The sequence below is a fragment of the Mycobacterium sp. UM_Kg27 genome (assembly GCF_000972905.1).
Classification (GTDB): domain Bacteria; phylum Actinomycetota; class Actinomycetes; order Mycobacteriales; family Mycobacteriaceae; genus Mycobacterium.
The window spans coordinates 1-19,955 of sequence record NZ_JRMM01000077.1; the positions used below are offsets into that span (position 1 = coordinate 1).

Annotated in this window: 20 protein-coding genes; 7 read left to right on the plus strand and 13 right to left on the minus strand. The window is 70.1% G+C overall.

The features are described from left to right. Positions 1 to 326, minus strand: a 326-nt coding sequence (locus LI94_RS13175; RefSeq protein WP_046301452.1) for a glutamine synthetase beta-grasp domain-containing protein, incomplete at its 3' end; no start/stop codon positions are given. A gap of 123 nt (positions 327 to 449) precedes the next feature. On the opposite strand from LI94_RS13175, the gene LI94_RS13180 reads away from it, so the two are divergent. Further along, positions 450 to 920, plus strand: coding sequence for an RDD family protein (locus LI94_RS13180; RefSeq protein ID WP_024440540.1), 471 nt, complete (start codon positions 450 to 452; stop codon positions 918 to 920). A 34-nt stretch (positions 921 to 954) separates the two neighbouring features. On the opposite strand, the gene LI94_RS13185 is transcribed toward LI94_RS13180, so the two are convergent. Genes LI94_RS13185 through sucB form a run of 5 tightly spaced genes read right to left on the minus strand, consistent with a single transcriptional unit; the run spans position 955 to position 6,145 of the window. After that, positions 955 to 1,707 (minus strand): DUF4191 domain-containing protein, encoded by a 753-nt coding sequence (locus LI94_RS13185; protein ID WP_024440539.1) that lies wholly within the window; start codon positions 1,705 to 1,707, stop codon positions 955 to 957. A 47-nt stretch (positions 1,708 to 1,754) separates the two neighbouring features. Next, positions 1,755 to 2,711, minus strand: a complete 957-nt coding sequence (locus LI94_RS13190; protein ID WP_046301453.1) for a lipoyl synthase — start codon at positions 2,709 to 2,711, stop codon at positions 1,755 to 1,757. Further along, complete coding sequence (gene lipB, locus LI94_RS13195; protein WP_046301454.1) at positions 2,708 to 3,403, minus strand: lipoyl(octanoyl) transferase LipB; 696 nt, start codon at positions 3,401 to 3,403, stop codon at positions 2,708 to 2,710. The genes LI94_RS13190 and lipB overlap by 4 nt, the downstream gene beginning before the upstream one ends. Before the next feature lie 27 nt (positions 3,404 to 3,430). Then, positions 3,431 to 4,339, minus strand: a complete 909-nt coding sequence (locus LI94_RS13200) for a TIGR01777 family oxidoreductase (protein WP_046301455.1) — start codon at positions 4,337 to 4,339, stop codon at positions 3,431 to 3,433. Positions 4,340 to 4,381: 42 nt separating this feature from the next. Continuing rightward, positions 4,382 to 6,145 (minus strand): 2-oxoglutarate dehydrogenase, E2 component, dihydrolipoamide succinyltransferase, encoded by a 1,764-nt coding sequence (gene sucB, locus LI94_RS13205; RefSeq protein ID WP_046301456.1) that lies wholly within the window; start codon positions 6,143 to 6,145, stop codon positions 4,382 to 4,384. Positions 6,146 to 6,377: 232 nt separating this feature from the next. On the opposite strand from sucB, the gene LI94_RS13210 reads away from it, so the two are divergent. Then, complete coding sequence (locus LI94_RS13210; protein ID WP_052739938.1) at positions 6,378 to 7,280, plus strand: hypothetical protein; 903 nt, start codon at positions 6,378 to 6,380, stop codon at positions 7,278 to 7,280. A 19-nt stretch (positions 7,281 to 7,299) separates the two neighbouring features. Here the strand turns inward: LI94_RS13210 and LI94_RS13215 are convergent, their stop codons facing one another. Both LI94_RS13215 and LI94_RS13220 read right to left on the minus strand, forming a co-directional pair. Then, positions 7,300 to 8,844: a leucyl aminopeptidase gene (locus LI94_RS13215; RefSeq protein WP_046301457.1), complete on the minus strand. Its 1,545-nt coding sequence runs from the start codon at positions 8,842 to 8,844 to the stop codon at positions 7,300 to 7,302. Between the two features lie 11 nt (positions 8,845 to 8,855). Further along, entirely contained in the window at positions 8,856 to 9,944 is a 1,089-nt protein-coding gene (locus tag LI94_RS13220) for an adenylate/guanylate cyclase domain-containing protein (RefSeq protein WP_046301458.1), read from the minus strand. A gap of 32 nt (positions 9,945 to 9,976) precedes the next feature. On the opposite strand from LI94_RS13220, the gene gcvT reads away from it, so the two are divergent. Beyond that, positions 9,977 to 11,071 carry a glycine cleavage system aminomethyltransferase GcvT gene (gcvT, locus tag LI94_RS13225; protein ID WP_024440531.1) on the plus strand — a complete coding sequence of 365 codons (1,095 nt, stop codon included), beginning with the start codon at positions 9,977 to 9,979 and terminating at the stop codon, positions 11,069 to 11,071. 23 nt (positions 11,072 to 11,094) lie between these two features. After that, the gene (locus LI94_RS13230) at positions 11,095 to 12,201 is read left to right on the plus strand and encodes a branched-chain amino acid aminotransferase (RefSeq protein WP_024440530.1); all 1,107 of its coding nucleotides are present in this window, start codon (positions 11,095 to 11,097) and stop codon (positions 12,199 to 12,201) included. On the opposite strand, the gene LI94_RS24960 is transcribed toward LI94_RS13230, so the two are convergent. The 5 genes from LI94_RS24960 to LI94_RS13250 form a co-directional block, all read right to left on the minus strand. After that, the gene (locus LI94_RS24960; protein ID WP_192830971.1) at positions 12,198 to 14,300 is read right to left on the minus strand and encodes a PE family protein; all 2,103 of its coding nucleotides are present in this window, start codon (positions 14,298 to 14,300) and stop codon (positions 12,198 to 12,200) included. The genes LI94_RS13230 and LI94_RS24960 overlap by 4 nt on opposite strands. A gap of 141 nt (positions 14,301 to 14,441) precedes the next feature. Continuing rightward, positions 14,442 to 14,612 (minus strand): hypothetical protein, encoded by a 171-nt coding sequence (locus tag LI94_RS23830; RefSeq protein ID WP_155943304.1) that lies wholly within the window; start codon positions 14,610 to 14,612, stop codon positions 14,442 to 14,444. Between the two features lie 125 nt (positions 14,613 to 14,737). Beyond that, a complete protein-coding gene (locus LI94_RS13240) occupies positions 14,738 to 15,472 on the minus strand; it encodes an adenosylcobinamide-GDP ribazoletransferase (protein WP_024440528.1) in 735 nt (244 codons plus the stop codon). Continuing rightward, positions 15,469 to 16,527 (minus strand): nicotinate-nucleotide--dimethylbenzimidazole phosphoribosyltransferase, encoded by a 1,059-nt coding sequence (gene cobT / locus LI94_RS13245; protein ID WP_024440527.1) that lies wholly within the window; start codon positions 16,525 to 16,527, stop codon positions 15,469 to 15,471. Before cobT ends, LI94_RS13240 begins: the two co-directional genes overlap by 4 nt. Positions 16,528 to 16,559: 32 nt before the next feature. After that, on the minus strand, positions 16,560 to 17,237 hold the full coding sequence (locus tag LI94_RS13250; RefSeq protein WP_046301459.1) for a DUF3043 domain-containing protein: 678 nt from the start codon (positions 17,235 to 17,237) through the stop codon (positions 16,560 to 16,562). Positions 17,238 to 17,306: 69 nt separating this feature from the next. Here LI94_RS13250 and LI94_RS13255 point away from each other — a divergent pair, with 69 nt between their 5' ends. The 3 genes from LI94_RS13255 to LI94_RS13265 form a co-directional block, all read left to right on the plus strand. Beyond that, entirely contained in the window at positions 17,307 to 18,437 is a 1,131-nt protein-coding gene (locus LI94_RS13255; RefSeq protein WP_046301460.1) for a glycerate kinase, read from the plus strand. 98 nt (positions 18,438 to 18,535) lie between these two features. Next, entirely contained in the window at positions 18,536 to 18,892 is a 357-nt protein-coding gene (locus LI94_RS13260; protein ID WP_024440524.1) for an iron-sulfur cluster assembly accessory protein, read from the plus strand. A gap of 123 nt (positions 18,893 to 19,015) precedes the next feature. Continuing rightward, positions 19,016 to 19,955: carbohydrate kinase family protein (locus tag LI94_RS13265; RefSeq protein WP_046301461.1), on the plus strand; the 940-nt coding region annotated here is incomplete at its 3' end.

Sequence of the window (19,955 nt, forward strand, 5' to 3'; positions counted from 1 at the left end):
CGCGGGTCGCGGGAGTAGGGCTCGCGGGTGAACGGGTCGTGGACGAAGAAGTTGAGGTTCAACGTCTTTGCGGCCCGGAACGGATCGATCTGGGCGGTGGAGAAGTCGGGCAGCAGCATCATGTCGGACTCGTGGATCGACTGGAAGCCGCGGATCGAGGATCCGTCGAAGGCCAGCCCGTCTTCGAACACGCTCGCGTCCAGCGTGGACGCCGGGATCGACAGATGTTGCATCTGACCGGGCAAGTCGCAGAACTGGATGTCGATGTACTCCACGTTCTCGTCGGCGACGAGCTTGAGAATGTCGTCGGCCGTCTTGTCGGTCACAGAACTGTTCTCCTCCGCTGGTAGCCCCGGTCGGACCCTGAGGTTGCCGATCTTGACGTTACGCAACCACGGCCGGACCCTGCGACGCCGGGTCGGATTCGCCGCCCGCCTATCGTAGGGGCCATGAGCCGCACGTTCTCCTCGTGGCTGTCCGGGCCGGAGTCCGCCGGACCCAGTCACTCCGACAGCGCCCCCGGGCAGGGTTTGGGTCTGCCGCCCAGCGGCCCGGGCTCCCTGGCTCCGATGGGGCGCCGCATGGCAGCCCTGGCCCTCGATTGGATGGTGGGCTACGGATTGGCCGGGCTGGGCGTGGCAGCGGGCGTGGTGACGCCGGAATACCTGGCCACGGTGGTGCTGGGGATCTGGCTGGTCCTCGGGGTGGCCGCGGTGCGACTCTTCGGCTTCACTCCCGGCCAGTACGCCTGCGGGCTGCGGGTGGTCCCCGTCGACGGCCCCGGCTTGGGCGTGGGCGTCGGCCGCGCCGTGATCCGCGGATTGTTGATCGCGCTGGTGGTCCCGGCATTGTTTGCCGACGCCGACGGCCGTGGCCTGCAGGACCGGGCCACCGCAACCGCCGTGGTGCGCAGCCGCTGAGCCGGGTCAGCGCAGGGTCAACGGTCTGATTCGACTAGCGCCGGCGCACCGCGCGCTGGACGCCACGCACCTTCGCGCCGCCGGGCAGCGGGCCCTTGGGCATGGCCGCGGTTCCGGTACGCGAACCCAGCGCGGCCAGCCGCGACTCCAGCGATTCCATCTGCTTGGTGGTGATGTTGGCCGGCAGCTTGGTCAGGTAACGCTCCAGCTTGGCCAGCGGAACCTCGCCGTCGCCGCTGCCCACCACCACGTCATAGATCGGTACGTCGCCGACGAGCCGGGCGGTGCGCTTCTTCTCCTGAGCCAGCAGCGGCTTGAGCCGGGAGGGCGACCCCTCGGCGACGAAGATGATGCCCGGCCGCCCGATCACTCGATGCACGGCGTCGAGCTGGCCGGTGGCCGACACCCCCGGGGTCACCCGCCACTTACCACGCAGATTGTCCAGCGCCCACGCCGCAGCCCCGGCCTGACCCTCGGCCTTGAGGTAGACCGACCGTTGCGCGCGCCGGCCGAAGATGATGAACGCCACCAGGGCGCCGAGCACCAGGCCGAGCGGGATCGTCGTCACCTTGGCGAACGTGCCGCCGTTGAGCGCCAGCGCCGTCGTGACCCCGGCGACCAGCACGAAGGCGCCGGCCATGTAGGGCACCAGCCGCTTGTCCTCTTTGCGCTGCAGCTGGAAGGCCTGCCACAGCTGGGTGCGGCGCTGCTTGCTGGCGGCCTTGCGGGTGGCTTTCGCTTCCGCCCGGGCAGCCTTGTTCTCGGTGGTGGTGCGCGGTCTGGGCATAGTCACCAAGGATACCCAGCGGGGCTTACCGCCGGCCGGGGCGTCAATCAGCCGGGGGCGACGGCGGGGGCCTGTTCGCGGCGGGCCCGGTTTTCCAGCGCCTGCTGGTAGAGCCGCCCGGCCCGATACGACGAGCGCACCAGCGGCCCGGACATCACTCCGGCGAAGCCCAGCTCCTCGGCATAGCGGGCGTGCTCGACGAACTCCTCGGGCTTGACCCATCGGTCGATCGGATGGTGCCGCTCGGTGGGGCGCAGGTACTGGGTGATGGTGACCAACTCGGCGCCGGCGTCGTACAGGTCGGCCAGTGCCGCGCGGATCTCTTCGGGGGTCTCGCCCATGCCCAGAATGAGATTGCTCTTGGCCACCAGCCCGGCATCACGGGCCTGGGTCAGCACGTCAAGGCTGCGCTCGTAGCTGAAGCCGGGCCGGATCAGTCTGAAGATACGCGGCACGGTTTCGACGTTGTGCGCCAGCACTTCCGGGCGGGATTCGAATACTTCGCCCAAGAGGTCGGGCCGTCCGCCGAAGTCGGGGATCAACAGCTCGACACCGGTTGACGGGTTGAGGGCCTTGATGGCACGCACCGTCTCGGCGTAGAGCCAGGATCCCTGATCGGGCAGATCGTCGCGGGCGACACCGGTGACCGTCGAATACCGCAGCCCCATGGACTGCACGCTCTCGGCCACCCGGCGCGGCTCGTCGCGGTCCAGCTCGGGCGGCTTACCCGACTTGATGAGACAGAACGAACAGTTGCGGGTGCAGACCTCGCCGCCGATCAGAAAGGTGGCCTCCCGGTCTTCCCAACACTCGTAGATGTTGGGGCAGCCCGCCTCCTCGCACACCGTGTGGAGCTTTTCCTGCTTGACCAGAACCTTGAGCTGGGTGTAGCTCGGACCCATTCGGGCGCGGGTCTTGATCCACGGGGGCTTGCGTTCGATCGGAGTTTCGGCGTTGCGTGCTTCGGCACGGCTTAACCTACGGCCTTCCGGGGCGGCACTCACCTGTTCGATGTTACGCGCGGACCGGAATGCTCGCGCACCGGCAGCACGCCGTCGAGCGCATCGACGACCGCTCTGGCCACGGCTTGGCGAACATCCTCGACGCCGGTCACAAAGCCCAGCTCGGCCGAGAGTGATGTCACACCCGCGTCGGTGATCCCGCACGGCACAATCGAGCCGAACGCACTGAGATCACAATCACAATTGAGCGCGAACCCATGCAATGTGGTGGCGCGGGCCACTCGGACGCCGATCGCGGCGACCTTGCGGGCGGGCCGGCCGCCGCCCTGCGGCAGCCACACCCCGGACCTGCCGTCTATCCGAACCGTATTGAGACCCAATGTGTTACACACCTCGATGAGTGACTCTTCAAGGCGTCGAACGTAATTCACCACGTCCAAAGGTTCGGCGAGGCCGATCACCGGGTAGCCCACGAGCTGGCCGGGACCGTGCCAGGTGATCTTGCCGCCCCGGTCGGTGTCGACCACCGGGGTGCCGTCCATCGGGCGTTCCTGCGGCTCGGTGCGGCGTCCGGCGGTATAGACCGGGGGATGCTCCAGCAGCAGCAGAGTGTCGGGACCACCGGCCGACCTGGCGTCGGCCAGCTCGCGTTGTAGTCGCCAGGCTTCGCCGTAGTCGACGGTGCCCAGCTGGCGCACCTCGATCGGCGCGGCGCTGGAGCGGATGGACACCATGTTCGCAGGCTACTCGGCGCCGGGCTTCTACAGCGGGGTCGGCCGGGAGGTGGCGTAGGCCAGGGCCTCGCCGACGGTGTGATGGGCAAACCGGAAACCGGCCTGCTCCAACTTGGCGGGAATGGCGCGCTGGCCGGTCAGGAGGCTGTCGGCGAACTCGCCGAGCCCGGCACGGACCGCGAAAGCCGGGAGCAACATCGGGGTCGGGCGGTTAACGGCCCGTCCGAGTGCCGCGGTGAACTCGGCGTTGGTCACCGGTGCCGGACCGGTCAGATTCACCGGTCCCGACAGCGTGTCATGCGAGATCGCGAACAGCAGTGCCCGCACCTCGTCTTCCATGCTGATCCACGACATGTACTGGCGGCCATTGCCGATCCGGGCGCCGAGTCCGAGGGAGAACAGCGGGCGCAGCCGGCCCAACGCGCCGCCTGATCGCGACAGCACGATGCCGGTGCGGGCCAGTACCACCCGGGCGCCCGAGGCTTGGGCCGACGCGGTTGCACCTTCCCAGTCCTCGGCGAGCTGGGCCAGGAAATCGGTTCCAGCCGAGGCGGACTCGTCGACGGTGCGGTTGCCGGTGTCGCCGTAATAGCCGACCCCGCTGGCATTGACCAGCACCGGTACGCCGGCCTCGGCCACTGCGGTCGACAACACCTCGGTCGGGGCGATCCGGCTGTCGCGCAGACTCTGCTTGAATGCTCCCGACCAGCGGCGGTTGCCGACGCCGACGCCGCACAGATTGACCACGGCGTCGACTCCGGCCAGCGCGCCCACGTCGATCTGACCGGCGTCGGGATCCCACTGCAGCTCGCCGGCATTGGCCGGTGCCCGCCGCACGATCCGCAACACCTGGTGATCGTCGGCGCGCAACGCCGACACCAGAGCCGAGCCGATCAGCCCGGACGAGCCGGCGATCGCGACGATGGGGTTGCTCACAGCTGAATCCTCTTGCAGCTCTTTGGAATGCCCCAGGCGCTGTTAGAGACCCAGGTCCGCCTCGAACGCGCCTTCTTCGAGTCGGTTCTTGATCGTGGTGACGAACCGCCCCGCGTCGGCACCGTCGATCAAACGGTGGTCGTAGGTCAGCGGCAGGTAGGAGACCGAACGCACGCCGATCGACTCGTTGCCGGCCTCATCGACGATGACCCGTGGCCGTTTGACGATGGCGCCGGTGCCCAGCATGGCGGCTTGCGGCGGAACGAGGATCGGGGTGTCGAACAGTGCGCCCTGACTGCCGATGTTGGTGATCGTGAACGTGCCCCCGGACAGCTCGTCGGGCTTGAGGTTGCCCGAGCGTGCCCGGGCGGCGATGTCGGAGATCGCCCGCGCGAGTCCGGCCAGCGAGAGATCACCGGCGTTGTGGATCACCGGGGACAACAGTCCCTGCTCGGTGTCCACCGCGAAGCCGAGATGCTCGGCGTCGTAGTAGGTGATCTCCCCGGCGTCTTCGTTGTAGCTGGCGTTGACGTTCGGATGGGCCTTGAGGGCGTCGATCACGGCGCGGGCGATGAACGGCAGGTAGGTCAGGTTGACCCCCTCGCGCTCAGCGAAGTCCGCCTTCGCCCTGGCCCGCAGCGCCACGATCTTGGTCATGTCGACCTCGTGGGTCTGGGTGAGCTGTGCAGTGGCCTGCAGGGATTCGCGGGTCTTCTTGGCGGTGATCTGACGGATCCGGTTGGCCTTGGCAGTGGTGCCACGCAAGTGTGCCAGCGCCGAGGCGGGCGCCGCGGCAGCCGGGCGCGGAGCGGCCGGAGCGGCCGGCGCGGCGGGCGCCTTCTGCTGCTCGGCGAAGGCCAGGACGTCCTGCTTGCGGATTCTTCCGCCGACCCCGGTGCCCGTGACCTGGCCCAGGTCGACGTTGTTGTCGGCGGCGAGCTTGCGCACCAACGGCGTCACATACCGTGCGGCGTCGCCGGCCGGGGCCTCGGCAGCGGCGGGCTGTGCCGGTGCGGGCGTGGCCTCGGGTGCCGGCGCCGGGGTGGGCTCGGGCTTGGCCTGCGCGGCGGGTTCGGGGGCCGCGGGAGCAGGCTCGGGCTCGGGTGCGGGCGCTGCCGGCTCGGGTGCGGGAGCCGCCGCTGCGGGGGTGGGGGCCGGCTCAGGTGCGGAAGCCGCCGGCGCACCCGAACCGATTCTGGCCAGTTCGCCGCCGACCTCGACGGTGGTGTCCTCCTCGGCGGTGATCGACAGCAGGGTACCGGCGACCGGGGAGGGGATCTCGGTGTCGACCTTGTCGGTGGAGACCTCCACCAACGGCTCGTCGACCTCGACCGTGTCGCCGACCTGCTTGAGCCAGCGCGTCACGGTGCCTTCGGTGACCGACTCACCCAGCTCGGGCATCAGCACCGGGGTGCCGTCTCCGGCGGGTGCCTCCGGGGCAGCGGGTGCCGCTGGAGCATCAGACAGGGGAGCCGCCGGGGCGGGCGCTTCGGCAGCGGGAGCCTGCTCGGCGGGCTCGGCCGCCGGTGCCGACGGGGCGTCGCTGCTCTCGCCGCCGCTGCTTTCCCCGGCCTCGCCGATCAGGGCCAGCTCGCCGCCCACCTCGACCGTGGTGTCCTCACCGGCGATGATCTTGGTCAGCACACCGGCCACCGGTGACGGGATCTCGGTGTCGACCTTGTCGGTGGAAACCTCCAGGAGTGGCTCGTCGACCTCGACGGTGTCGCCTTCCTGCTTGAGCCAGCGGGTCACCGTTCCCTCGGTGACGCTCTCACCGAGGGCGGGCATCTGGACTGAGAAGGCCATCGTTGTTGACTCCTCGCTCGATCGGTCGCTGCACGTCGTTTCCTGGATACCACGTCAGTGGTGGGGCGAGGGCGGTGTCCAGGTGGACTGTCGAAAACCATCCTGTCATTGCGGCGTCGTCGGCACACATCGAGGTGGCGGTCGAAGGGCTCTCGACGCCGTCGGGTATGGCGCACCGCAGCGTCCCTCAAAGCACTACTGCGGCCGCTTCAGCGTCACTAATATCTCGCGGGTGCCAACTGAGCAGATCGCTGCAGCCTGCGAGCTGTGGACCGGCTTCGACGTCTCGATCGTGGCCCGCAACTATGCCCAACTAGCCGGTTTGCTGGCCGGTTTCGCGTTCGTTGTCATCAATTTGGTGCTCGATCGTGCGTATCGGCGTCGCAGCGACGGTCATGCGCCGGACCCGCGCGAGGTCGAGCACGAGACCCTTACCGGGGTCGCGCTGATGAACGCATTTCTGGGGCTGTTCCTGACGGCGGTGCAATACAGCCTGCTGGCCGGCGAACAGGGATGCGCGGTGGTCAGCGGTCGGGCCACATCCGCAGAACTGTTGGGCGGCATATCATTTGTGGCCTCGCTCTATATTCTGCTGTACGCCGTAGTGCAGTTCGTCTCGGGTAGCGCAGGCACACTGATCAGACATTGCGTGTTCATCGTGGCGGTCCTGGTCCCGCCGATCGCGGTGTTCTTCGTGGAGGCGACGCTGGCCGACCTGGCGCTCGCACTCGGTGACCCGCAGACGCATCAGCCATTGCAGCCGCTGTGGGACGACGCCAACCGACTGTCGGTGCCCATCACGGTCGCCGTCGCCGCGGCCTGTGCGATCGGTTGGTTCCTGGGACGGGCACGACGGCGCAGCGAATCGCCGATCGGGCCCATGGCCGGCCGCATCCGGACCGCGTTCCCGTACTTGAGCACCGTGTTGATCGTCGCGGCGATCACCCGCTCAATGGCGGCGCTGCCGAAAACCGATGTGGCATCTCACCTGGACGCGACGGAGTCCTGGCTCTGGGTTGCCGTGTTCGCCGTGTTGATGTTGGTGCAAAGTGCGGCGCTGTCGTTTCAACAGGGCGTCGAAAACCCCGCGAGGCCGCCCCGGCCGGTGCGCAACGCCCAGAGCGCGGAGGAATAAGCCTGACGCCGGCCGTCGGTTATCCGTTCGCGGCGATGTCTTCCAGCACCGCGAACATGGTGCGGGTCGGCACGCCGGTGCCGCCCTTGGGCGTGTAGCCCCAGGCGCTGCCGGAGTTGTAGGCCGGCCCCGCCACATCGATGTGGACCCAGTCGACACCGTCGGCCACGAACTCACGCAGGTACACCCCGGCGACCAACATCCCGGCGAAACGCTGACCGCTGACGTTGGCCAGGTCGGCCACCGTCGACTTCAGGTCCTCTTTGAGCTCGTCGGGCAGCGGCATCGGCCAGCCGTTCTCGCCGACGGCCTGCGAGAGGGACGCCACCCGGTCGCGGAACTCGTCCGAACCCATCACCCCGGGGATGCGCGCGCCCAGCGCCACCGTCTGCGCGCCGGTCAGCGTCGAGGTCTCGATGAGATAGTCCGGGTTGTCCTCGCAGGCCCGCACGATCCCGTCGGCCAGGATCAACCGGCCCTCGGCGTCGGTGTTGAGCACCTCGACGGTGATGCCGCCGTACTGGGTGAGCACATCGCCCGGGCGCTGTGCCGTGGACGACGGCATGTTCTCGGCCATCGGCACGGTCGCAGTCACATCGACCGGCAGCCCGCGACGGGCGGCCAGCACCACCGTCGCGATCACCGCAGCCGCTCCGCCCATGTCGGACGTCATGTGGTGCATCGAGGCAGCCGGCTTGATCGAGATGCCACCGGTGTCGAAGGTGATGCCCTTGCCGACCAGCGCCACCTTCTTGGCGTCGTCCGGATTGTCGAGCAGGCGTGATCCACGGTGGACCAACCGCACCAGACGCGGCGGGCGCGAGGAGCCCTGTCCCACCCCGATCACGCCGCCGTAGCCGGCCTCGGCGAGCGCCTGCTCGTCGAGCACCTCGACCTCCAGACCGGCCGACTCGCCCAGTGCCTTCGCGCGGTCGGCGAACTCAGCCGGAAACAGATGACTGGGCGGGGTGTTGACGAAGTCGCGCGCGGTGGCCACCGCGGCAGCGATGTCGGCACCACGCGCCGCCTGCGCTTCGGCGTCGGTCGCGGTGGACAGCACGGTCACCGCGCGCAGGCCCGGCTCCTTGGGGGCGGTCTTCTCGCTGCGGAACGTGGTGAATCGGTAGCCGCCCAGCAGCAGCCCCTCGACACCGGCGGCCAGCACCCCGTCACCGGGTAGTCCGCTCAGCATGCTGATCACCGCGGCGGTGCCGTTGAGTGAACGCGCCGCATTTCCGGCGGCCCGGCGGACGGTGTCGGCCGGCCAGGACTCACGCGGCTTGCCCAACCCGACGGTCACCACGCTGGCCACCGGAAGCGACGCCACCAGCAGCCGGTTCACCTGCTCGCTGCCGCCCTTGGCGGCCAGTGCGCGCAGTCCCGCCTCGATCTCGGCGACCGCCTCGGCGGGCAGCGCCGGCTCGGTCGTGGCGACTGCGGCGCCGGACTCGGAGTCGTCGTCGGCGGCAACGACCGGCACGATCAGCACGGCCTCATCGGCGTTCGCGGGCAGCGAGGCGGCGACGGTGACGGAAGGGGCGGGGTGTCCGGGTTCGGTGCTCACAAGCACTCACCCTAACGATCCGGGTTCGGGTGCAATTGGTATGCCGGGACGGGTTGGTCGAAACCCTTGAGCGTCAACGGTGCCTGAAGGGTGGCCGGCCAGGCGGGGAGCTCTCCGCGGACGCAGGTGGAGGCCAGCACCTGACCGGGCACGGCCGCATCCACCAGGCGGGCGGCCAGATTGACCGGGGTGCCGAAGTAGTCGCCGTTGATCGCCACCATCTCGCCGTAGGCCACACCGGCGCGTACCTGCAATCCGGCTTTGCGGGCCTTGGGATGGTCGACAAGGTCGATCGCCGCCCTGGCCAGCAATTCTCCGGTCGCACTCACCCACATCACCGCGTCGCCGATGAACTTGACCACTCGCCCGCCGTCGCAATGCACCACGTCGGCGACGGTGCCGGCGAAGTCGGTGAGCAGCGTGGCCAGCTCCGCGGACGTGAGGACTTGAGTCAGCGCAGTGAAACCGGTCAGGTCGGCGAACCCGACACCGCACATCAGGCTGGCCGCCGGCCCACCGGCCAGCCCCTCGAGGAATGTCCGGTGGCTGACCTGATGCTGGCGGTGGACGGCGTCGATCATCGCGCCGATGCGCGGGATATAGGCCGCAACCGAGCGCCAGGCCCGGGCGGTGCGCAGTTCGTCGCGGGTGTGACCCAACCACATGTCGGGCTCGCTGAGGCGGATCATCGACGACTCGGCCTCAGCCAGCCGCGCCATCGTCGCGCCCAGCACCCGCAGGAAGCCGTCTACCGGTTCGCCGAGGTAGGACCGCATCTGCACCCAGGTGGCCAACCCGTCCACGTCGGCCTGGCTCAGCGCGGGGGTGTCCGGGCTAGGAACACTGAGCCCGAGCATTCGCCAGGCCTGGGCGACGTCGTCGAGGGGGACGCCCAGTGCTTCGGCGGCGGTGCGCAGCGTGTAGTCGGGCGGACCCGAACGCCCGACCGCGTCACCGGCCAGGCCGAACAACCGGCCCCGGCGTTCGGCGTCGGCCATCTCTTCGGTGCTGAACCCGAGGCCGTGGAGGTATTCGACCAGGCCGGCACGGTCCCTGGCGTCAGCGATACCGGCAGCTTCGAGCGCATCCCAATCGACCATTCACACCAGTGTGCCGATTAGGGTGGATCGACGTGAGCGAACTGCAACACGGACCCCTGGAAGACCACCATCGCGCACTGGGCGCCAGCTTCGCCGAGTTCGGCGGGTGGCTGATGCCGGTGTCCTACGCCGGCACCGTCGCCGAGCACAATGCCACCCGCGCCAGCGTCGGGCTGTTCGACGTCAGCCATCTGGGCAAGGCGACTGTTCGTGGTGCGGGCGCGGCGGCCTTCGTCAATGCGACGCTCACCAACGACCTGGCCAGAATCACGCCGGGGCAGGCCCAATACACCTTGTGCTGCAACGAATCTGGTGGCGTTATCGACGACTTGATCGCCTACTACGTCGCCGACGACGAGATCTTTCTGGTGCCCAATGCCGCCAACACCGCGGCCGTGGTGGCCGTGCTGCAGGAGGTGGCGCCGGCCGGGGTGACGATCACCGACGAACATCGTTCGCGCGCGGTGCTGGCCGTGCAGGGCCCGCGATCGGCCGAGGTTGTGGCGGGTCTCGGCCTGCCGACCGAGATGGACTACATGGCGTTCGCCGACGCCGCCTACGCCGGCGTGCCGGTGCGGGTGTGCCGGTCCGGCTACACCGGTGAACACGGCTATGAGCTGCTGCCGGACTGGGACTCGGCGGGGGTGGTGTTCGACGCGCTGGTAGAGGCCGTGCGGGCGATCGGCGGTGAGCCGGCCGGCCTGGGTGCCCGCGACACGTTGCGCACCGAGATGGGTTATGCGCTGCACGGCCATGAACTGTCGCCGGCCATCTCACCGCTGCAGGCCCGTTGCGGGTGGGCGATCGGCTGGAAGAAGGAATCGTTCTTCGGCCGCGACGCACTGCTGGCGGAGAAGGCGGCCGGTCCCGCGCGGCTGCTGCGGGGGCTGCGCGCCACGGGTCGGGGAGTGCTGCGTGCCGACCTGGCCGTGCTCGACGGTGACCGCCGGGTCGGGGTCACCACCTCGGGCACGTTCTCGCCGACGCTGAAGGCCGGCATTGCGCTGGCGCTGATCGATGTAGATGCGGGTATCGAGGACGGCGCCCAGCTCACCGTCGACGTGCGCGGTCGCGCCGTCGAATGCCAGGTGGTGACGCCGCCGTTCGTCACGGCAAAAACCCGCTAGCGCACCGGTTATACAATCGCTGCATGACGAGCAGCCTCCTCGAGTTCCATGTGTCGGTCACCGCAAACCCGACGCCGGACGAGGTGCGCGAATCCATTTTGGCGGAGCCGGGTTTCGGCAAGTACCACACCGACCACATGGTGTCGATCGACTACACGGTGGACGCGGGTTGGCACAATGCGCGGGTCATTCCCTACGGACCCATCGAACTGGACCCGTCGGCCATCGTCCTGCACTACGCGCAAGAGGTGTTCGAAGGGCTCAAGGCCTACCGGTGGAGCGACGGGTCGATCGTCTCTTTCCGGCCCGAGGCCAATGCCGCGCGGATGCGGGCCTCGTCGCGACGGCTGGCCATTCCGGAGCTGCCCGACGAGCTGTTCATCGAGTCGTTGCGGCAGCTGATCGCCGTGGATGGCGCCTGGGTGCCGGAGGCGGGCGGCGAGGAGTCGCTGTACCTGCGGCCATTCGTCTTCGCCACCGAGCCGGGCCTGGGGGTCCGTCCCGCCAACGAGTACCGCTGCCTGGTGATGGGCTCACCGGCCGGCGCGTACTTCAAGGGCGGGATCAAGCCGGTGAGCGTGTGGCTGTCGACGGAGTACGTGCGGGCCTGCCCCGGCGGCACCGGCGCGGCCAAGTTCGGCGGTAATTACGCGGCATCACTGGTCGCGCAGGCCCAGGCCGCCGACAACGGCTGCGATCAGGTGGTGTGGCTGGATGCGGCCGAGCGGCGCTATGTCGAAGAGATGGGCGGGATGAACCTGTTCTTCGTGTTCGGCACCGGTGGCTCGGCGCGCCTGGTCACTCCTGAGTTGTCCGGCTCGCTGCTGCCCGGTATCACCCGGGACTCCTTGCTGCAGTTGGCAACCGATGCCGGGTTCAGTGTCGAAGAACGCAAGATCGATGTCAGTGAATGGCAGAAGAAGGCCGCCTCGGGGGAGATCACCGAGGTCTTCGCCTGCGGGACGGCTGCGGTCATCACCCCGGTGTCACAGGTCAAATCCGCCGAAGGCGAATTCACCATCGCCGACGGTCAGCCCGGCGAGGTCACCATGGCGCTGCGGGACACTCTGACCGGTATTCAGCGCGGTACCTTCGCCGACACCCACGGCTGGATGGCCCGGCTGGATTAGCCCGGCACTCCCGGTGTGCCGGGTGTGCCGTCGGCGCCGCCTGGTCCGCCATCACCGCCGGAGGCACCCGCGCCGTCGGTGACGGTTTGGCCCGCGCCGCCCACACCGCCGCTGCCGTCCGCGCCGGGGTGGGCGACCCCGCCGGCCCCGCCGGTGCCGCCGAACCCGCCGGTGGCGGTGCCCGCGGCGGCAGTGGTCGCATCGCCGCCGGCGCCGCCGTCACCGCCCACACCGCCGGTGCCATCGTTGTAGCCGTCGGCTCCCGCGTCGACGAAGCCGTCGGCGGTGCCGCCGACACCACCCGTACCGCCGCCGCCGCCGATGGCGCCTTGCCCGATGACGACGGAGCTGCCGCCGGTGCCGTCACCGCCCACGCCCCCTGCACCGCCTTCGCCGCCCGTGCCGACATTGAAGGCGACGCCGCCGGTCCCGCCGTCTCCACCGCGACCTCCGATGCCGAAACCGCCGCCGACGGCACTGATTCCGCTACCGGACCCGCCGACCCCGCCAACCCCACCGTCCCCGCCGGTGCTGCCGGCGCCGATGCCGCGGCCGCCCTCGCCGCCAGTCCCGCCGGCGCCGCCCACCCCTGCCAGGCGGCCGGTGATGTCGAGGCCGCTGCCGGTGCCGCCGGCACCGCCCGCACCACCCGCACCACCAGTACCGCCGTCACTGCCGACGCCGCCACCACCACCGCCGCCACCGCCGGCAGTGGTCCCGGAAGAGGCGGCGGCCCCGAGGCCACCCACCCCGCCCGTGCCCCCGCCGTCGGCGCCGCCGTGACCACCGTTGCCGCCGGCACCGGTGCCGGCGACGCCGAACCCCGATGTCCCACCGGCGCCGCCGGCGGCACCGATCGCGCCGCCACTGCCGCTGCCGCCTGCGCCCCCGTCGCCGCCCGCTCCACCGACTTCACCGAAGCCGCCCCATCCACCGCCGTTGCCGCGACCCGCCGAGTAGCCGGCGACGCTGGCGTCGCCACCGTCACCGCCGCGGCCGCCGGATCCGCCGGTCCCGGAGTACCTGTCGAAGAGGTTGCTCCCGCTGCGTCCGCCGCCCCAGCCGACCCCGCCATCGCCGCCGTGACCGGAGGTGGTCCCGCCGTTGCCGCCGTTGCCGCCGTTTCCACCAGCCCCGCCGCCGCCGCCCGCGCCGGTCACGGCGGCGCCGCCGTTGCCTCCCAGGCCGCCGTAACCTCCGTCACCACCGGTACCGGCGGCGCCTGCGGACCCACCGTCACCGCCGTTGCCGCCGGCTCCGCCGATGCCCCCGTCACCGACGAGGGCGAAGGTACTTCCTCCGTCGCCGCCGTACCAGCCGTCGCCGCCCACACCGCCGGCCGCTCCGTCGCCGCCGTCCCCGCCGCGCCCGCCTGCTCCGCCATTGCCGAACAGCCAACTCACCGCGTCGCCGCCGTCGCCGCCATGACCGCCGTCGAAGCCGGCGGCCCCGTTTCCGCCGCCGCCGCCATCGCCGCCGTGGCCCATGAAGATCCCGCCGTTGCCGCCGTCGCCGCCGTCGCCGGGATAGTCGCCGGAGCCGGGCCCACCGCCGTAGCCGCCGGCGCCACCGTTACCGAAGAACCCGGCGTTGCCGCCATTGCCGCCCCAACCGCCGACAGCGGTGCCACCGTGTCCGCCGTCGCCGAACCACAGCCCACCGTCGCCGCCCACGGCCTGTTCGTTGGTGCCGCCGCTGACGCCGTCGGCGCCGTTGCCGATCAGCAGCTGGCCGTTGCCGAAGAGGGTGTTGATCCAGGTGCTGGTCTCGATGCCGGATGGGGTGGCCAGCCAGGCTTGGCCGGCGTCGTGGATCGGGGTGTAGATCCAGGTGTCGAACAGTTCGGCCAGGGTGGGATCGGTGTCGGCGGCGGCCGGTGAGAGCCCGAGGTACGCCAGGTCCAGGTCGGCGTTGTTCTCCACGCCCAGCCACGACCAGCTGGCCGGATCGAACAGGTCGACGATCCAGTCGAACGGGTCCGCCTGGGCCGGTGCGGTGCCTACCGGTCCCAGGCCGAATGCCAAGACCGCGCCGGCTGCGCTACCGAGCCCGACCAGCCGGACGACGTGGTGTTGTTTGCTGTTGCGCTGACCAGACATGATGCATTCCCTTTGCAAGCCCTGGTGATCCGATAAGCACAGACGCTATGACGCCCGGCAAGGAGGGCATGCAGTAGTCGACTACTGCATTTCGGGGCACGGGCAGGCGGCGGGGGCGCAGCGTCGCGTGCCGGGGAAGAGTCAGGTCACCGGGTTCGGCGGAAGGTCCGCGTCGGCCACCAGCGGCCAATCCTGGGACACCCGCTCGCAACAGGCGAGGTAGTCGTCGTCAACGTCGTCGTCAACGGTGCCGTCGGTCATCGCCTTGCGTGATTCCCGACTCCGCTTGCTATAGCTCTGATGGCGCGTCATCCAGCGTCCTCCCCCGGACCACGATGCTAATGGACGCCGCAATTTTCACAACCGTCATCTGGGTATAACACATAATGGCGGAGAAATGTCCAGGAGTCCGGAAAAAATGCGAAAAGAAGAAGCGGTCAACCGGCGGTCAGTGCGACGAGCGCTACCGTGGCCAGCGTTGTCGTCCACTCGATCACGGCCCCCAGCACATCGCCGGTGATACCGCCCAAGCGGCGCACGCAGTGCCTGACCAGCAGCGCGCTGCAGCCCAGGGCCAGTGCGACGGCAACCGGCCCATGCCACGGCGCCGCGCCGACAGGTATCGCCCCGGCGAGCAGTGCCGCCACCCAGGCGGCCGCAACCGGCAGCGGCTGACTGCCCGCCACCGTGGCGCCCAGCATGCTTCCGGCCGCGGACGGCACCGCGCGCCGGCAGGCCAACACCGCAGCCACCCGGCCCGCGCAGACCGCGAGCCCGATCTGTGCCGCGCTCAGCATCGGGAAAGTCGTCGCCTGCAGGCCGATCACCAGCACCACCGCGACCACCCCGAACGGGCCGGTCGAACCCTCGCGCATCACCTGCAGCGCCTGCGCTGCGGGCCGCGAACACCCCAACCCATCGGCCGTGTCGGCCACTCCGTCGATGTGCAGCCCCCGGGTGGCGGCCAGCAGTGCCGCCACGGCCAGCAGGCCGGTCACCGGGCTGCCCGGGCCGAATGCGTAACCACCGGCCCACACCACGGCCGCGGCCAGCGCGCCCAGAGCAGCGCCGACAACCGGGAACGCGGTCATCGCCCCGCGGCCCGGCGGCCGGCCGGCCGGAACGGGAAGAATCGTCCCGAACGCGAAAGACGCTGCCAGGGAAGCGATCACGATGATCGGTCGCTGACGCCGGCCTCATCGAAGGTCGCCATCGACGACAACGCCGCGATAGCGGCGCGCAACACCGGCAATGCAACCGCGGCGCCGGTGCCCTCGCCCAATCGCATCTGCAGGTCCAGGATCGGCTCGAGGCCCAGCGCCGCACAGGCTAGCGCGTGCGCCGGCTCCGGCGAGCGGTGACCGGCCTGCCACCAGGCCCGGGCCCCCGGTGCCAGCCGGTCGGCCACCAGAGCGGCCGCCGTCGACGCCAGCCCGTCGAGCAGCACCGGGGTGCGCCGCACCGCGGCCTGGGCGCAGAACCCCGCCAGCGCCGCGAAGTCGGCGCCACCGCAGCAGCGCAGGAGCGCAACCGGATCGCCGTGCTGCGGCCGGGACCGGAAGAGGGCGTCGCGCACCGCCGCGGTCTTGCGCGCCCAGCCGGCGTCATCGATGCCCGTCCCGTGACCCACGACATCGGCGGGTTCGGCGCCGGTGAGCGCGGCGATCAAAGTCGTTGCGACCGTGGTGTTCCCAATCCCCATATCGCCGGGAATGAGCAGATCAGCGCCGCTGTCGACCTCCTCGTCGGCGATGCGCCGACCTGCCTCGACCGCGGCCAGGGTCTGCTCGGCGGTCAGGGCATCCTCGCTGGTGATGTCGCCGCTGCCGCGGCGCACCTTGTAGGCACTGGCCTCGGTCGGCATCGCGGGGGAGTCGGTCGCACCATCATTGACGGCCATGTCCACCACCCGCACCCCGGCCCCGCCGATCGCGGCCAGCGCGTTGATGGCCGCCCCGCCGCGGTCGATGTTGGCGACCATCTGCGCCGTCACCTCGGCGGGGTAGGCCGACACCCGGCTCTGGGTTACGCCATGGTCACCGGCGAACACCACAATGCGGACGCGCTCGAACTGTCGGGGCGGACACTGCCCTTGGCAGGCCGCCGCCCACACCGACAGGGCCTCCAGGCGGCCCAGCGAACCCGTGGGTTTGGTCAGCGAGTCCTGCCGGGCCCGCGCCGCTGCCGCCACCGTGGCATCGGGTGGGCTGACCGGCGGGAAATCCACGGAATCCAAGGTTTGTCTGCCGCGATTCAGGCTCAGTCGAGGCGCTCGCCGCGCCGCACCTGCGGGCGCGGTGCCCGCATGCGGCGCAGCGTGGATGCGCGGCTGGCGGCGTACAGCCCCAGCTTCCAACGGCTTTCGGCATTGTTGGGGAACTTGGCGTCGGCCATCCGGCCGGCCTTGCGGGCAACCAACACCCCGTCGACGGCCATCAAGACCATCAGCAGCATCATCGCCGGCGAAATGTAGTACTGGACCTGCGGGACCGCCATCATGATGAACATCAGCCCCAGCGCGACCGGCATGAACAGGCCCAACAGGTTGTACCGGGAGTCGACGATGTCGCGAACGTAGCGGCGCACCGGGCCGCGGTCGCGTTCCAGCAGCGCGGACTCGTCGCCGGACAGCATCCGTGCGCGGCGGTCGGCCATCCGCTCACGGCGCTCGGCCTTCGCGAGCCGGCGCTCCTGTTTGCTCAGCTTGGGGCCGGCCAGCGACTTGCGCCGGGCCCGCGCCTCCGCGGAGGTCATCGGTGCCGGCGCCACCGGGCCGCGGCGCTTGGCTGCGGCGCTGCGCTTCGGGGTCGGCCGGCCCTTGGGCGCGGTGACCCCGCCACGAGCGGCGCCCACAGACTCGTCGCCGTCGACAGAGACGGCGGAGACCACGGGCTCAGCGGACTGAGCCTCGTCTTTTTTACGCCCCGGCACCTTCACGCCCGCCAGATTACTTGCCCGGTCCGCCCGGCTTGCGGTGCCGTCCGCGCGGCTCGATACGCTGCACAGATGGCTGATCACCCGGGTTCCGGCGGCTCGGCCGGACCTCGGGCGCGGATGCTTCGGGTGCTCATCGCGCCGGACTGTTTCGGCGAGACTCTGACCGCGGTGCAGGCCGCCGCCGCCATCTCGACGGGCTGGCATCGCAGCCGGCCGCAGGACCGGCTGGCGATCGCACCGCAGTCCGACGGGGGCCCGGGCTTCGTCGCGGTGCTGGCCACCGCGCTGGGCACGCTGCAGCAGACACGGGTCAGCGGACCGCTGGATGACCCGGTCGACGCCGAGTGGGTCTGGGACGCGACAACCAGCACGGCTTATCTGGAATGCGCCCAAGCCTGCGGGTTGGGAGTGCTCGGCGAACCACCGTCGTCCCGGACGGCGCTGCTCGCCCACAGCATGGGGGTGGGACAGCTCGTCGCCGCGGCGCTGGCGGCCGGGGCGCAGCGAATCGTCGTCGGGCTCGGCGGCAGTGCCTGCACCGACGGTGGTCGCGGCATGGTCGATGAACTGGGCGGCCTGGCCGCGGGACGCCGACGGCTCGCCGGAGTCGAGTTGGTCGCCGCGTGCGACGTGGAACATCCGCTGCTGGGCCCGTGGGGCTCGGCCCGCGTGTTCGGGCCGCAGAAGGGCGCCGACGCCGCCACGGTCGCGGTCCTCGAGAGCCGGCTGGCCGCGTGGGCGACCGAACTGGACGCCGCGGCCGGATGGGAGGCCAGCGCCGCGTCGGGCGCCGGGGCGGCCGGGGGAATCGGAGCCGCCATGCTGGCCCTGGGCGGCACCGTCGAATCCGGGTCCGCGATCGTGGCCCGCCACACCGGTTTGGAGGCAGCGCTCGCCGACGCCGACGTCCTGGTCACCGGCGAGGGCCACTTCGACCAGCAGTCACTGCACGGAAAAGTGGTCGGTTCGCTGGCGGCCGCGGCCCGGGCGCGGGAGATGCCGCTGCTGGTGCTGGCCGGACAGATCAGCCTGGACGAACCCGCACTGCGGTCGGCCGGGGTGGTGGCCGCCCGGGCGATCGCCGACTACGCCGGCTCCGTGCGGCTAGCCCTGGTTGACGCGGCCAACCAGCTGATCGGGCTGACCAGCGTGACGGCGGCACAGATCGGTGGCCGTCCTGCGGCTTCGCCGGGGCGATAGGGAACACGTTGGCGCAGGGTATCGTTGTTCTGGTGGGTTCGAACGCCTCGAGTCGAGGCCGGACCCGCCCCCATGAACAACCGCAATAGGGAGACGCAATGACTGTTCAGGATCAGTCGACCACCGAGTCTCACGGCGTGGTCTTGACCGATGAGGCTGCGGCCAAGGTGAAGGCGCTGCTGGAACAGGAGGGTCGTGACGACCTGACCCTGCGGATCTCGGTCCAGCCCGGCGGCTGCGCGGGCCTGCGCTACAACCTGTTCTTCGACGACCGCAGCCTTGACGGTGACGTGGTCGCGGAGTTCAACGGCGTCACGTTGACCGTGGACCGGATGAGCGCGCCATACCTGCAGGGCGCCGAGATCGGCTACGCCGACCAGATCGACAAGCAGGGCTTCACCATCGAGAACCCCAACGCCGGCGGCTCGTGCTCGTGCGGCGACTCGTTCAACTGAGCACCTGATTTCACCTGAACGCCGGGGGTTTTGTGCTGCCCGGCGGCGAACCGGTGGTACCGGGCCGCTACCGTGGGTACCCACATCCAGGCCCAACGGTGACGATATGAGGGGGATTGTTCAGTGACGATTGCGGTGACCGGTTCGATTGCGACCGACCATCTGATGCGCTTTCCGGGTCGGTTCTCCGAGCAACTGCTGGCCGATCACCTGCAGAAGGTTTCGCTGAGCTTCCTGGTCGATGGCCTGGTGGTGCACCGGGGTGGCGTGGCGGGCAACATCGCCTTCGCCATCGGCGTGCTCGGCGGTGACGCCGCCCTGGTCGGCGCCGCCGGTGCTGACTTCGCCGACTATCGCCAGTGGCTGGTCTCGCACGGGGTCAACTGCGACCACGTGCTGACCTCGACGACCGCGCACACGGCCCGGTTCGTCTGCACCACCGACCAGGACATGGCCCAGATCGCGTCGTTCTATCCGGGCGCGATGTCGGAGGCCCGCAACATCTCGCTGGCCCAGCTTGTCGAGGCCGGCGGGAAGCCGGAACTGGTGATCGTCGGAGCCAATGACCCCGAGGCGATGTTCTTGCACACCGAGGAGTGCCGCAAGCTGGGACTGGCGTTCGCCGCCGACCCGTCACAGCAGCTGGCCCGGCTCACCGGTGAGGAGATCCGCAAGCTCATCGACGGTGCCGACTACCTGTTCACCAACGACTACGAGTGGGACCTGCTGCTGTCCAAGACCGGCTGGACCGAGGCCGAGGTCATGAAGCAGGTCGGCCTGCGGGTGACCACCCTGGGCGGCGACGGCGTCGACATCGTCTCGCCGGACGGTTCCCGCATCCACGTCGGCGTGGTTCCGGAGAAGTCCCAGACCGACCCGACCGGGGTCGGCGACGCGTTCCGCGCCGGCTTCCTCACCGGACGCAGCGCCGGGTTGAGCCTGGAGCGGTCCGCGCAGCTCGGCTCGCTGGTGGCGGTGTTGGTGCTGGAGTCCACCGGAACCCAGGAATGGGTATGGGACCGTGCCGCCGCGGCTGTCTCTTATACACATCTGACGCTGCCGA

Bases quoted from the DNA above. Each gene is read 5' to 3' on its own strand.
- LI94_RS13185 (WP_024440539.1), bottom strand. From the start codon at position 1,707: ATGCCCAGACCGCGCACCACCACCGAGAACAAGGCTGCCCGGGCGGAA.
- LI94_RS23830 (WP_155943304.1), bottom strand. From the start codon at position 14,612: ATGACGCGCCATCAGAGCTATAGCAAGCGGAGTCGGGAATCACGCAAG.
- LI94_RS13180 (WP_024440540.1), top strand. From the start codon at position 450: ATGAGCCGCACGTTCTCCTCGTGGCTGTCCGGGCCGGAGTCCGCCGGA.
- LI94_RS24960 (WP_192830971.1), bottom strand. From the start codon at position 14,300: ATGTCTGGTCAGCGCAACAGCAAACAACACCACGTCGTCCGGCTGGTC.
- sucB (WP_046301456.1), bottom strand. From the start codon at position 6,145: ATGGCCTTCTCAGTCCAGATGCCCGCCCTCGGTGAGAGCGTCACCGAG.
- LI94_RS13260 (WP_024440524.1), top strand. From the start codon at position 18,536: ATGACTGTTCAGGATCAGTCGACCACCGAGTCTCACGGCGTGGTCTTG.
- LI94_RS13255 (WP_046301460.1), top strand. From the start codon at position 17,307: ATGGCTGATCACCCGGGTTCCGGCGGCTCGGCCGGACCTCGGGCGCGG.
- LI94_RS13230 (WP_024440530.1), top strand. From the start codon at position 11,095: ATGACGAGCAGCCTCCTCGAGTTCCATGTGTCGGTCACCGCAAACCCG.
- lipB (WP_046301454.1), bottom strand. From the start codon at position 3,403: ATGGTGTCCATCCGCTCCAGCGCCGCGCCGATCGAGGTGCGCCAGCTG.
- LI94_RS13220 (WP_046301458.1), bottom strand. From the start codon at position 9,944: ATGGTCGATTGGGATGCGCTCGAAGCTGCCGGTATCGCTGACGCCAGG.